The organism is Variovorax sp. V93 (assembly GCF_041154485.1).
GTDB lineage: Bacteria > Pseudomonadota > Gammaproteobacteria > Burkholderiales > Burkholderiaceae_C > Variovorax > Variovorax beijingensis_A.
Genome location: NZ_AP028669.1, coordinates 766,284 through 778,719, shown reverse-complemented (window position 1 = coordinate 778,719; position 12,436 = coordinate 766,284). Strand labels below are relative to the sequence as shown.

At 70.9% G+C, this 12,436-nt stretch carries 11 protein-coding genes; 9 read left to right on the top strand and 2 right to left on the bottom strand.

Features of this window, described 5'->3' with window-relative positions; genetic code table 11:
- The first annotated feature begins 5 nt into the window (after window positions 1–5).
- The 4 genes from ACAM54_RS03470 to ACAM54_RS03455 are packed head-to-tail and all read left to right on the top strand — an operon-like array spanning window position 6 to window position 3,258.
- Window positions 6–929, top strand: coding sequence for a PhzF family phenazine biosynthesis protein (locus ACAM54_RS03470; protein ID WP_369649847.1), 924 nt, complete (start codon window positions 6–8; stop codon window positions 927–929).
- An 11-nt stretch (window positions 930–940) separates the two neighbouring features.
- A complete protein-coding gene (locus tag ACAM54_RS03465) occupies window positions 941–1,633 on the top strand; it encodes a VOC family protein (protein WP_145742265.1) in 693 nt (230 codons plus the stop codon).
- 1 nt (window position 1,634) lies between these two features.
- Window positions 1,635–2,267, top strand: coding sequence for a LysE family translocator (locus tag ACAM54_RS03460; protein ID WP_192325339.1), 633 nt, complete (start codon window positions 1,635–1,637; stop codon window positions 2,265–2,267).
- A 13-nt stretch (window positions 2,268–2,280) separates the two neighbouring features.
- Window positions 2,281–3,258: a threonine dehydratase gene (locus ACAM54_RS03455; RefSeq protein ID WP_369649846.1), complete on the top strand. Its 978-nt coding sequence runs from the start codon at window positions 2,281–2,283 to the stop codon at window positions 3,256–3,258.
- Window positions 3,259–3,262: 4 nt separating this feature from the next.
- Here the strand turns inward: ACAM54_RS03455 and ACAM54_RS03450 are convergent, their stop codons facing one another.
- Window positions 3,263–4,090 (bottom strand): creatininase family protein, encoded by an 828-nt coding sequence (locus tag ACAM54_RS03450; RefSeq protein WP_369649845.1) that lies wholly within the window; start codon window positions 4,088–4,090, stop codon window positions 3,263–3,265.
- A gap of 340 nt (window positions 4,091–4,430) precedes the next feature.
- On the opposite strand from ACAM54_RS03450, the gene pgaA reads away from it, so the two are divergent.
- The 5 genes from pgaA (at window position 4,431) to ACAM54_RS03425 (ending at window position 11,498) form a co-directional block, all read left to right on the top strand.
- Window positions 4,431–6,764, top strand: a complete 2,334-nt coding sequence (gene pgaA / locus ACAM54_RS03445; protein ID WP_369649844.1) for a poly-beta-1,6 N-acetyl-D-glucosamine export porin PgaA — start codon at window positions 4,431–4,433, stop codon at window positions 6,762–6,764.
- Window positions 6,764–8,803, top strand: coding sequence for a poly-beta-1,6-N-acetyl-D-glucosamine N-deacetylase PgaB (gene pgaB, locus ACAM54_RS03440; RefSeq protein ID WP_369649843.1), 2,040 nt, complete (start codon window positions 6,764–6,766; stop codon window positions 8,801–8,803). Before pgaA ends, pgaB begins: the two co-directional genes overlap by 1 nt.
- Entirely contained in the window at window positions 8,800–10,083 is a 1,284-nt protein-coding gene (gene pgaC / locus ACAM54_RS03435) for a poly-beta-1,6-N-acetyl-D-glucosamine synthase (protein WP_369649842.1), read from the top strand. Before pgaB ends, pgaC begins: the two co-directional genes overlap by 4 nt.
- A complete protein-coding gene (locus tag ACAM54_RS03430; RefSeq protein WP_369649841.1) occupies window positions 10,067–10,618 on the top strand; it encodes a PgaD family protein in 552 nt (183 codons plus the stop codon). The genes pgaC and ACAM54_RS03430 overlap by 17 nt, the downstream gene beginning before the upstream one ends.
- 82 nt (window positions 10,619–10,700) lie before the next feature.
- A complete protein-coding gene (locus ACAM54_RS03425; RefSeq protein WP_145742281.1) occupies window positions 10,701–11,498 on the top strand; it encodes an SDR family oxidoreductase in 798 nt (265 codons plus the stop codon).
- Here ACAM54_RS03425 and ACAM54_RS03420 read toward each other — a convergent pair.
- Window positions 11,482–12,399 carry a LysR family transcriptional regulator gene (locus tag ACAM54_RS03420; protein ID WP_369649840.1) on the bottom strand — a complete coding sequence of 306 codons (918 nt, stop codon included), beginning with the start codon at window positions 12,397–12,399 and terminating at the stop codon, window positions 11,482–11,484. The two genes, ACAM54_RS03425 and ACAM54_RS03420, sit on opposite strands and share 17 nt — an antisense overlap.
- Between the last annotated feature and the right edge of the window lie 37 nt (window positions 12,400–12,436).

Below are 12,436 nucleotides of genomic sequence, written 5' to 3'. Positions count from 1 at the left end.
AACCCATGAAACCCCGCCCGTTCAAACAAGTCGACGTCTTCACCGCCACGCCCTACCTCGGCAATCCGCTCGCCGTGGTGCTCGATGGCGGTGGCATCGACGACGCCGAGATGCAGCGCTTTGCGCAGTGGACCAATCTTTCGGAAACCACCTTCCTGCTGCCGCCGACCGATCCCACGGCCGACTACCGCGTGCGCATCTTCACGCCCGGCGGCGAGCTACCCTTTGCCGGCCATCCCACCATCGGCAGCTGCCACGCCTGGCTGCAGGCCGGCGGCAAGCCCAAGGCGGCGGGCCGGATCGTGCAGCAGTGCGCGGCCGGCCTGGTGCCGCTGCGCCATGAAGGCGAACGCCTGGCCTTCTCGGCCCCGCCGCTCAAGCGCAGCGCGCCCAGCCCCACGCTGCTGGCCAAGGTGGCGGGCGCGCTGGGCCTGAAGGCGCAGCAGGTGGTCGCGGCCCAGGTGCTCGACAACGGCCCGGTGTGGTTCGGCCTGCTGCTGAGCGATGCGGACACGGTCCTGCGGCTCGTGCCCGACCACCGCATGCTCAAGGAGCTGGGCGTGAAGGCCGGCGTGGCGGGCATGCCCGCCGAGCAGGGCTCGTCGATGCTGATCGGCCGCTCGAACCGCGAGGCGCGCGCCTTCGGCGGCAAGGCCGTTGCCACCGGAGACGACGACCCGAAGATCGACCTCGAGGTGCGCGCCTTTGCCGCGCCCATCGGCGTGGAGGAAGACCCGGTCACCGGCAGCCTCAACGCCAGCCTGGCCGAATGGCTGATTGCCGACGGCCACATGCCCGCGCGCTACACGGCCGCGCAGGGCCAGTGCCTCGGCCGTTCCGGGCGCGTGTACATCGAGCGCGACGCCGACGGCAAGGTGTGGGTCGGCGGCGATGCCGTGACCTGCATCGACGGCCAGGTCACGCTGTAAGGCAAAGCACCATGCGCGCGCAACTCGACCATCTGGTGATCGCCGCTGCCTCGCTGGCTGAGGGCGTGGCGTGGTGCGAGGCCACGCTGGGCGTCACGCCGGGCCCTGGTGGCTCACATCCGCTGATGGGCACGCACAACCGGCTGCTGAACATCGCGGCCGAGGCGTTCCCGCAGGCCTACCTCGAAATCATCGCGATCGAGCCCGGCAAGCGGCCCTCGCGCCCCGGCACGCGCCGCTGGTTCGACCTCGACGACCCCGTGCTGCAGGCCGGGCTTGTGCGGCGCGGACCGCGGCTGGTGCACTTCGTCGCGCGCGTGCCCGACGCCCACGCCGCGCTGCAGGCGCTGGCGCGCGAGGAGCACGCGCACATCGACCGCGGCCAATTGCTCGAAGCCTCGCGTGACACGCCCGCCGGCCGGCTCGAATGGCAGATCACGGTGCGCGACGATGGCCAGCGCCTCTTCTACGGCGCGCTGCCCACGCTGATCCAGTGGGGCCCGGTGCACCCCACCGACGCCATGCCGGCCTCGGGGCTGGCGATGCGCTCGCTGCAGGCCACGCATCCGCGCGCGGCCGACCTTTCTGCGGCGCTGTCGGCCATCGGCATGGCCGGCCTGGCGGTGCAGGCCGGCGCGCCCAACCTGGCGGCCGTGCTCGACACGCCCCGCGGCCCCGTCACGCTTCAATCCGAAGGACTCTGACATGCTGAGCTTGACCGAAATCGCCTGGTTCGCACTCGCCTCGCTGCTGCTGGCGCTCACGCCGGGGCCGAACATGATCTATTGCGTGTCGCGCACGCTGATCCAGGGCCGGCGCGCCGGACTGGTTTCGCTCGGCGGCGTGATGATGGCTTTTCTTGCGCACCTGTTCGCAGCCGCGCTCGGCCTCACCGCGCTGCTGCTGGCCGTGCCGCTCGCGTTCGACGCCATTCGGCTGGCCGGCGCAGCCTACCTGCTGTGGCTCGCATGGCAGGCGGTCAGGCCCGGCGGCAATGCGCCCTTCGAGCCGCGCGCGCTGCCGGCCGATCCGCCGGGCAAGCTGTTTCGCATGGGCTTTCTCACCAACCTGCTGAACCCGAAGGTCGCGATGTTCTACCTCTCGTTCTTTCCGCAGTTCATCCATCCGGAGCGCGGCTCGGTGCTGCTGCAGAGCATGCAGCTGGGCGTCGCGCAGATGGCCAGCAGCGCCGCGGTCAACACCGTGATGATCCTCGGCGCCGCGAGCATCACGGCCGTGCTCTCGCAAAGCGCCGGCTGGCTGCGCGCGCAGCGCTACGTCATGGGCAGCGTGCTGGCCGCACTGGCGGTGCGCGTGGCGCTGACGGAACGCAAGTGAAAAAGGAAAGCGCGTGAGATTCAGCCGCGAAGAAATCGAAGCCGCGCAGCGCACCGTGGGTGCCGCCATGCCGCCCACGCCGCAGTACGCATGGCCGCTGCTCGCGCAGCGCCTCGGCTGCACGGTGTGGGCCAAGCACGAGAACCACACGCCCGCGGGCGCCTTCAAGATCCGCGGCGGGCTGACCTATTTCGAGACGCTGGCGCGCGAGCAACCCGGCGTGCGCCATGCGATCAGCGCCACGCGCGGCAACCACGGGCAGTCGGTCGGCTTTGCGGCGCGGCGCCACGGGCTCGCGGCCACCATCGTGGTGCCGCATGGCAACTCGCTCGAGAAGAACGCCGCGATGCGCGCACTGGGCGTGCAGCTGGTCGAGCATGGCGACGACTTCCAGGCGGCCGCGGAGCATGCGGCCCTGCTTGCGGAGCGCGACGGCATGCACCGCGTGCCCTCGTTCCACCGCGAGCTGGTGCGCGGCGTGTCGACGGCGTATGTCGAATTCTTCAGCGCACTGAAAGATGCGCCGCCCGACGTGCTGTTCATCCCGATCGGGCTGGGCTCCGGCTTCGCGGCCGGGGCCGCCGCGCGGGCGCACTGCGGCGTGTCGACCCGGCTCGTCGGCGTGGTGTCGGCGCATGCCACGGCGTACCGCGATTCGTTCCGCGCAGGCCGGCCCGTCGAGTCGCCGGCCGGCACGCGGCTGGCCGACGGCATGGCCTGCCGCACGCCGGTGCCCGAATCGCTGGAGGTGATCCTGCGCGAGGCCGACGACGTGATCGCCGTCACCGACGACGAGGTGGCCGAGGCCATGCGCATTCTCTTCAGCGACACGCACAACGTGGCCGAAGGCGCTGGCGCCGCGGCGCTGGCGGGTGCGCTCCAGCAGCAGGAGCGCTGGCGCGGAAAGACGCTGGGCATCTGCCTGAGCGGCGGCAATGTCGATTCCGGCATGTTTGCCGAGGTGCTGGGGGGCGTTGGCTGGGCGGCCTGAACGGCTACGGCAGCGGCCCCGTACGGGCCGTATCCAGCGGCATCCGAGACACCTCCGCCAGCAACAGTGCGAGCTGCTCCGCAGCCGCATCGACAACAGCCTGCCCGCGCGGCGCCGTCGCGGCGGCGGCGTTGCCGGCCGCGCCCTGTGCGTTGTAGTCCTCCATGGCCCAGCCGAGCTTGGCGCTCTTGCCGTTGCCGAGAATCGCGTAGCCGGCCGCGCGCTGCTCGGAGGTGGAGCGAAAATTCTTCGCCTCGCCCATGCGCACCTGCTGCGGCGCCAGGGCCAGCATCATCGAGGTCTCGATCTCGCCCGCATGCACGCCGAAGCGGTGTTCGTGGGCGCCGAACTGCGCGCCCGCATCGCCCAGCGGCAGGTTGAACCAGCTCACGCTGTAGACGATGAGGCCGTGCGCCGCGCGCAGCTCGCGCGCCACGATGTCCATCGCGCCCACGTGGCCGCCGTGCGCATTGAACAGCACCAGCTTCTTCACGCCGGCATGCGCCACGCCGGCGCCGATCTCCTTCCACATGCGGATCAAGGTCTCGGCCGACAGCGTGAGCGTGCCCGCGAAGCGCGCGTGCTCGGGGCTCAGGCCGATCTGCTGCGTCGGCAGGAACAGCACCGGCAGCGCGGCCGGCAGCAGCGGCAGCGCCGCGGCGACGATGCCGTCGGCCAGCACCGTGTCCACGCCCAGCGGCAGATGGGGCCCGTGCTGCTCGGTGGCGCCGAGGGGCAGCACCGCGACCGTGGCAGCCGCGTCGAGCGCCGCGAAATCGCGCGTGGTGAGCTGGGACCAGAAGCGGGGCAGGGAGGCCGGTTGTGCGTGCATCTCGCGATCTTAGGCTGAGGCGCTGCCGGCGCCCAGATGGCCCGTGCGAAGCGCACGTGGAAGCCTCGATGCCCCTTGATCTGCGAATCAGTTCACGCTCTGGTCACATCTTTCATCGCTTGTGAGTAGTTTGTTAACAAACTCCCATAGAGTCACTTTCTAGGAACTTTTCAATACAGCTTTCGTGGCTTCGAGAAGTTCTGCCCTGAACGGCGATTCGCCGTGCAGGAGTGCTATCAAAGGGAGCAGAGTGTCAATCCACAAGAACGATGGAGGCACGGTCGTGGCTGGACGCAATGCGGCGCCGGCCGACCCATGGCCTCGATACCTCACACAGGCTTTGCGGAAGCTGCCTCCGGTCGTCTGCCTGCTGGCGTTCGGCGCCTCCGCCGCACCGGCGGCCCCGGTTGCCATTGCCTCGCCCGCGGCAGCCGATCACGCTGCGGCCATCTATACGCCGCAGCAACACGATGCATTGATCGCCGCCTATCGCGCGCATCGCATCGCGCCGCTGCAGGCGCTGCAGGCGCTGCAGCAGTTGAGGACATGGCTGGCGGCAGCGCCGGGCCATGCCGAGCGGCAACGCATCATTTCCGATGCCGTGGCGATCGCTGCCGCAGACGGCCAGTTCGCCGATGCCGCGGCGCTGGGCCGCCAAGGGCCGCCTGCCAGCCTGCACGACTACGCGCTCGGCGCGCTGGCCCTGGCGGCGCGCCGCACGCAGGACCTCGCGCTGCAGGGCGAGGCCATCGCCGTCTGGCGCGCCCGCCTGCCGGCTTCGCGCGATGCGCAGCGCGAAGCCGAACTGCTGCTGGCGTCGAGCGGTGCCGCATCCGCGGCCTTCGAGGAAGCCGAAGCGGCGGAGCGCGCGAATCCCGGCGCCTTCACGGCGCTGGTCTTGTGCACCCTGCAGCAGCAGGCGCTCGCACAGCAACTGCGCTGGGCGGTGCTGGAGCGCGACGAGCGCGTCGGTGCGGCGCGCGTGGCCGCACTCGACAAGGTGTTGGCGCAGCAGGAGTTCGCGCTGGCCCGGCTCGATGCATCGGCACTGCACGCCGACCCTGCCGATGCCGATGCGTGGCGCTCCGTTCGCCTGCAGCTGCAGTCCGATCGGCTGCTGGCGCTGGTCGAGCGCGGCCGCCCGGCCGACGCCATTGCGCTGTTCGAGGCACTGCGCGCCGACGGATCGGTGCTGCCGCCCTATGCGCTCGGCGCCGCGGCCCGCGCCTTCGCGCAGGAACGCCGCTCGGTCGATGCGGTGCCGCTGTTCGAGGCGGCTGTGGCCGGCAGCGGCCCGGCACTGCCGGCCGCCGATCCGATCTACCAGGGGCTGGCCTACGCCTACCTCGATACCGGCCGATTCGAGGAAGCCGATGCGCTGCTCGCGCGCATCGAGGGCGCCACGCCCGCCACGCTGCGCCTCGCGCCCGAGGCGGGCCTGCCGAATGGCGAGTACACCGAAGCGAACGGCATGCGCGCCATGCTGCTGCTCTACGGCGACCGGCATGCGCTCGCGCAGCGGCGCTTCGCGCTGCTGACCGGCGAAGCGCCTCTCAACGCCGGCTTCGCCGCCGGCGCAGGCCTGGCCGAACGGCTGCGCGACCACCCCGAGGCGTCGCTCGCGCGCTATGAAGCACTGGCCGCCGACCACCCGCACGACATCGGCGCACGCGCCGGCCATGTCGAGGCGCTGCTCGATGCCGGCGAATTCCGCGAGGCCCGCCGCCGCGCCGAATCGCTCGAGGCCGACGCACCCGACACCGCCCAGGTGCGCGACCTGGCCCGCAAGCGGCGCGCAGCCACCGGCCCGCGGCTCGACCTCGATGCCGAGGCAGCCTCCGGCGCCGCCGCCATCGCGAACCGCGAATGGCGTGTTGCGAGCCGGCTCAGCTCGGGGCTGATCGACGACGAATGGCGCATCTTCTACGACCAGGTGCTGGGCCGCGCAGACACTTCGGACGGCAACGGAAACTGGGCACGCGGCGGCATCGGACTCGCCTGGCAGCGCGGCCGCTGGCTGGCCGAGGGCGCCGTGCAGCATTCGAACACCGGACCCTATCGCACCAGCGCGGCCGCGCGCGTCGACTACCGCGCCGGGGACGCATGGCGGCTCTCGGCCACCTTCGACGGCGACAGCAAGGAGCTGCCCTGGAAGGCGCGCATTGCACGCATCGGTGCGCGCGAAACCGGCCTGGGCGTGAGCCACGTGGTCAACGAGTCGCGCCGCTTCGAGCTGCAATGGCAGCGGCTCGACTTCAGCGACGGCAACCTGCGCAACGCCCTCGACTTCACGTGGCGCGAACGCTGGGTCAGCACGCCGCGCTTCCAGCTCGAGACCCGGCTCAGCGCCGGCGCCAGCCGCGGCCGGCAGCAGGAGGTTGCGTACTTCAGCCCGCCCCGCGATGCCAGCGCCCTGCTCACCGTGCGTGCGCAATGGCTCCACTGGAAAAGCGACGACAGGCAGTTCTTCCAGGCCGTGGAGATCGGCGGCGGCAGCTATCGCCAGGCCGGCTTCGGCACTGGCCCGCTGTGGAGCGTGCGCTACGAGCACAGGTGGAACCTGGGGCCGAAGCTGACCCTGCGCTACGGGCTGGGTATCTCCAGCCATCCCTATGACGGCGTGCGCGAACGGCAGCGCAGCGTCTTCCTGAATCTTTCGATGCCCCTGCCCTGATGCGAACCGACCTGACCACCCTGCTGCGCGCGGCCATGGCCTGGCTGCTGCTGGCGCTCGCGCTGCCCGGCGCGGCCCAGCCGCTGCCGCCCGCCGATACCGACGACGGCCTGAGCTTTCGCGTGCTCTCCTTCCACGACGTGCGCAGCAACGTGCGCGCGAGCTTCGAGAGTTCGCCCGACGGCACCGCCATCGACGAGCGCACGCTGGCCGAGGTGTTCGCCTGGCTGCGGCACAACGGCTACCACCCCATCAGCCTGCAGCAGGCGATCGATGCGCGCGCCGGCGGCCGGCCGCTGCCCCCCAAGCCCGTGCTGCTGACCTTCGACGATGGCTACCGCAGCGCCTACACCAAGGTCTTCCCGCTGCTCAAGCGCTTCGGCTATCCCGCGCTGCTGGCGCTGGTGACGAGCTGGCTCGACGTGCCGGAGGGCGCAAGCGTTCCCTACGGCGACAAGCCCGCGCCGCGCGGCGACTTCCTGCGCTGGAGCGAGGCCGCCGAAATGGCGCGCTCCGGCCTGGTCGAGCTGGCGAGCCACAGCCATGCCATGCACAACGGCGTGCCGGCCAATCCGCAAGGCAACATGCTGCCGGCCGCCGCCACGCACCGCTACGACCCGGCCACGGGCCGCTACGAGGACGACGCCGCCTACGTGCAGCGCATCGAATCCGACCTGCGCCGCAGCCGCGGCATCATCGAGGCCCGCACCGGCGCCAGGGTGCGCGCGATGGTGTGGCCCTACGGCGCCTACAACAGCGCGGCATTGAAGGCCGCCGAGCGCGCGGGGATGCCCGTCACCTTCACCCTCGACGACGGGCCGAACACGGCCTCGGTGCCGCTGTCGCGGATCCGCCGCGCGCTGGTGGCCTACGACAACGAGGCGCCCGAATACGCCCGTCTGCTGAGCAGCCCCGTGGGCGGCGAGCTGCGGCCGGTCAACCGCGTGATGCACGTCGACCTGGACTACGTCTACGACCCCGATCCGGCACAGCAGGAGCGCAACCTCTCGGCCCTGCTCGACCGCGTCGCGGCCATACGTCCGCGCGCCGTGTTCCTGCAGGCCTATGCCGATCCCGATGGCGACGGCGTGGCCGATGCGCTCTATTTTCCGAACCGCCAGCTGCCGATGCGCGCCGACCTCTTCGGCCGCGCGGCCTGGCAGCTGCGTAGCCGCACCGGCGTGAAGGTCTATGCCTGGATGCCGGTGATGGCGTTTCGCCTGCCGGCGTCGAACCCGCTCGCGGCGCATACGGTACGCACCGCGGACGGTGGCACACCCGCGGACCGCTACCACCGGCTCTCGCCCTTCGACCCCGAAGTGCGCGCGCTGGTCGGCGGCATCTACGAAGACCTCGGGCGCCATGCCTTCTTCGAGGGGCTGCTGTTCCACGACGACGCGATGCTGTCGGACGACGAAGACGCCAGCCCGCCCGCGCTCGCCGAATACGGCCGCTGGGGATTGCCGGCCGACGTGGCGGCCATCCGCGCCGACCCGGCCCTGATGGCGCGCTGGACCCGTGCCAAGACGCGGTACCTGACGGCATTCACCCAGGAGCTCGCCGCACGCGTGGGCGCCTGGCGGCCCGGGCTGGAAACCGCGCGCAATCTCTATGCGCGGCCGGTGCTCGAACCCGCGGCGGAACAATGGTTCGCGCAGGACTACGAAGCTGCGCTCGCGGCCTACGACTACGTGGCGCTGATGGCCATGCCGCGCATGGAGCACGAGGCCGATGCGCAGGCCTGGCTCGCACGCCTTGCGCGCCGCGCGGCCGGCACGCCGCGCGGCCTGGACGGCACCGTCTTCGAACTGCAGGCGCGCGACTGGCGCACCGGCCGCCCCGTGCCGGACGAGGAACTCGCGCGCCAGTGGACGCTGCTGCACCGCATGGGCGTGCGGCACCTGGGCTACTACCCCGACGACTTCCTCGCCAACCAGCCCTCGCTCGAGGTGGTGCGCCGCGCGATCTCGGTGCGCGCGCTGCTGCCGCGCGCGCTGCCCGCCCTGGCGCCGCCACCCGAAGAGGGCCGCTCGCCATGACCACCTTCCACGCCCTGTCCGAGGCGCTGCCACCGCTGCTGTTCGGCTTCGTCTTCTACTACCCCTTCTTCATGGCCTATGTCTGGATGGCGGGCGGGCTGTCGCATGCCTGGGTGTTCGAACGCCGGCGCGACGTCGAAATCGATCCGCTGGACCTGCTTGCGTCGCGCCCCCTGGTGACGGTGGTGGTGCCCTGCTTCAACGAGGCGCCCCACCTGCGCGAAGTGATCGAGCAGCTGATGCGCACGCGCTATCCGAACTTCGAGGTGATCGCGGTCAACGACGGCAGCACCGACGGCACGGGCGAGCTGCTCGATGCGATGACGCAGGAATACAGCCGCCTGCGCGTGATCCACAACGCCAGCAACCAGGGCAAGGCCGTGGGCCTGAACACCGCCTGCCAGCTCGCGCGCGGCGAGTACATCCTGGGCATCGACGGCGATGCGCTGGTGGACGCCAACGCCATTGCCTGGATGCTGAACCCGATGCTGGAGTCCGAGCGCATCGGCGCCGTGACCGGCAATCCGCGCATCCGCACCCGCACCACGCTGCTCGGGCGCATGCAGGTGGGCGAGTTCTCCTCGATCATCGGACTCATCAAGCGCTCGCAGCAGCTGGTGGGCACGCTGTTCACGGTGTCGGGCGTGATCGCGATGTTCCGCCGCCGCGCCGTGATCGACGTGGGCTTCTGGAGCCCCGACGTGCTCACCGAGGACATCGACATGAGCTGGAAGCTCCAGCTCGGCGGCTGGCAGCTGCGCTTCGAGCCGCGCGCGCTGTGCTGGATCCTCATGCCCGAGACCTTGCGCGGCCTCTGGAAGCAGCGCCTGCGCTGGGCCGTCGGCGGCATCCAGACCATGCTGCGCTACACCACGCGCATCCTGCGGCCGCGGCAATGGCGCATGTGGCTGATCTATGCGGAGTACATGGTCAGCGTGGTGTGGGCTTATGCGATGGCGCTGGTGCTGCTCATCGGCTTTCTGCGGCCGTGGCTGCCCGCGGCGTCGGCTTGGCATTCGGCGCTGCTGCCGCACTGGCAGGGCACGCTGCTGGCCATGACCTGCATCCTGCAGATGCTGCTGAGCCTGTGGATCGATCGCCGCTACGACCGCGACCTGTTGCGCTATTTCGCCGGAACGATCTGGTACCCGATCGCTTTCTGGACCATCACGATGGCGGCCACCGTCATCGCCCTTCCCAAAGCCCTGATGCGCCGCCGCGGCAAGCGTGCGGTGTGGACGAGCCCTGACCGAGGAGTTTCCGATGCACCACCACCCTGAATCCCACACCCCGCCGCCGGTACGGCGCCGCTCCTGGGGCCAGCCCAAAGGAGAAGAGCCGATCATCGATGCCGCGCGCATTTCGCTGCGCGCCTTCGGCAGTGGCCGCTCGCCGCGGCGCACGCTGGCCATGTACCTGTGGCTGCGCGTGCTGCGCCCGGCCGTCACGGTGGCGATCTGGTTCTGCGCAGTCTGGTACGCTTGGCCCTACGTGCTCGGCGCTCGCTCGCAGCCCGAGGTGCTGCACCTGCTGGGCCTCTATGCCACCGTGATCGGCGTGATCCTGGTCTCGATGCTGCTGATGGCGCCGTTCCGCCGGCTGCAGCAGTTGCGCGAGACGCCGCCGGACCAGGAGCAGTCGTCGCTGTTCGCACTGGCCTCCTACATCGCGGTGCCGCCGGCGCGCCTGTCCACCTGGCAGCGCGCCCGCCAATTGCTGGTGCACCACGACCGCGACGGTCAGCTGCGCCATGCCGAGGACGCGGCCCGCGGCCTGCCGGAGTCCGCGCTGCAAACGGCCACCGCCGCGCGCTGACCGGTACGGCCGCATCGCTGCAGGGGTTTCGCGTCGGTGATTCAATCGCCCGGGTTCGCAGCAACCCTTCAAGGACTTTTCGATGGATCTCCAGCTCCAGGACCAGCACGTTCTCATCACCGGCGGCAGCAAGGGCATCGGCCTGGCCTGCGCGCTGGGTTTCCTGCAGGAGGGCGCGCGCGTGAGCCTCGTGTCGCGCGACCTGCAGAACCTGGAGCGGGGCCGCAAGACGCTGGCCGAAGCGTTCGCGCAGGCCGGGGGCCGGGTCTCGGTGCATGCGGCCGACCTCAAGGATCCGGCCAGCGCCGTGGCCGCGCTCGATGCGGCCGAGCAGGCCTTCGGCCCGGTCGACGTGCTGGTCAATTCGGCCGGCGCCGCGCGCCGCACGCCGCCCGACGAGCTGGATGCCGCCGCCTGGCACGACGCGATGGATGCCAAGTACTTCACCTACATCCACATGATCGATCCGGTGGTCAAGCGCATGGGCCGGCGCGGCCGCGGCGCGATCGTCAACGTGATCGGCCAGGGCGGCAAGGTGGCGAGCCCGGTGCACATGGCCGGCGGCGCGGCCAACGCGGCGCTGATGCTGGTGAGCGCCGGCATGGCCGCGGCCTATGCGGCCAAGGGCGTGCGCGTGAACGCGGTGAACCCCGGCCTCACGCTGACCGAGCGGCTGCAGGAAGGCCTGAAGGCGGACGCGAAGCTGCAGGGCATCGGCAGCGACGAGGCGCTGCAGCGCGCCACGGCCCGGCTGCCGCTCGGGCGCATCGCCACGCCGCAGGAAATTGCCAACACGGTCGTGTTCCTGGCCTCGCCGAGGGCAAGCTATGTGACGGGCGCGATCGTCGCGATGGACGGCGCGGTCACGCCGATGATCTGACGGCCGTCAGCGCCTCGAACTTCAGCGCCAGGAAATCCACCAGCGCCCGCACACGCGCGGGCACGAAGCGCCCGCTCGGCAGCAATGCGTGCAGCGGGTAGGGCTCGGTGTCCCATTCGGGCAGCAGGTGCACCAGCCGGCCGGTGCTGATGTCGTTGCGCACGTCGAGCGCGGACTTCAACGTGATGCCGCGGCCGGCCACCGCCCACTCGCGCGCGAGCGAAGCGTCGTCCACGCTGCGGTCGCCCTTCACGCGCACTTCGGTCCACTGCCCGTTCTGCGCGAAGCGCCAGGTGCGATGGCGGCGCCCGCCGCGGTCGAAGGTGAGGCAGTTGTGATGCACCAGGTCCTGCGGCGTCTTCGGCGCGGGGTGGCGGCGCAGGTAGTCTGGCGATGCGGTGAGCAGCGGATGGGTCAGCGCGAACGGCCGCGCCACCAGCCGCGAATCGGCCAGCGCGCCGTAGCGCAGCGCCACGTCGACCTCGTCGCGCGTGACGTCGAGCAGCCGGTCGCCGACGGACAGCGACAGCTGCACGCCCGGGTGCAGCGCCAGGAATTCGTCGAACCAGGGCAGCAGCGTGCTGCGCGTGAGGTCCGACGGGGCGGCCACGCGCAAGGTGCCGACCAGCTCGCCGCGCTCGGCCGTGACCAGCGATTCGCCTTCGTCCAGCAGCTCGAAGGCGCGTACGGCGTAGTCGAGCAGCGTCTGGCCCTGCGAGGTCAGGCGCATGGCGCGGGTCGAGCGCTCGAAGAGCCGGGCGCCGAGCTGCGTTTCCAGCCGCTTGAGCGTGGCGCTGGCCGCCGCCGGCGTCATGCCCAACGCATGGGCCGCGGCCGTGAGCGTGCCGCCGCGCGCGGTCTGCACCAGCACCTGGAGGTCCGAGATATTTTCAATCTTCATTTGAAAGTGTTGCTCATCGAGGCGGTCTTATCAATTC

Coding starts and splice junctions, on each gene's coding strand:
- ACAM54_RS03470 (WP_369649847.1), top strand. CDS start 6: ATGAAACCCCGCCCGTTCAAACAAGTCGACGTCTTCACCGCCACGCCC.
- ACAM54_RS03465 (WP_145742265.1), top strand. CDS start 941: ATGCGCGCGCAACTCGACCATCTGGTGATCGCCGCTGCCTCGCTGGCT.
- ACAM54_RS03460 (WP_192325339.1), top strand. CDS start 1,635: ATGCTGAGCTTGACCGAAATCGCCTGGTTCGCACTCGCCTCGCTGCTG.
- ACAM54_RS03450 (WP_369649845.1), bottom strand. CDS start 4,090: ATGCACGCACAACCGGCCTCCCTGCCCCGCTTCTGGTCCCAGCTCACC.
- pgaB (WP_369649843.1), top strand. CDS start 6,764: ATGCGAACCGACCTGACCACCCTGCTGCGCGCGGCCATGGCCTGGCTG.
- pgaC (WP_369649842.1), top strand. CDS start 8,800: ATGACCACCTTCCACGCCCTGTCCGAGGCGCTGCCACCGCTGCTGTTC.
- ACAM54_RS03430 (WP_369649841.1), top strand. CDS start 10,067: ATGCACCACCACCCTGAATCCCACACCCCGCCGCCGGTACGGCGCCGC.
- ACAM54_RS03425 (WP_145742281.1), top strand. CDS start 10,701: ATGGATCTCCAGCTCCAGGACCAGCACGTTCTCATCACCGGCGGCAGC.
- ACAM54_RS03420 (WP_369649840.1), bottom strand. CDS start 12,399: ATGAAGATTGAAAATATCTCGGACCTCCAGGTGCTGGTGCAGACCGCG.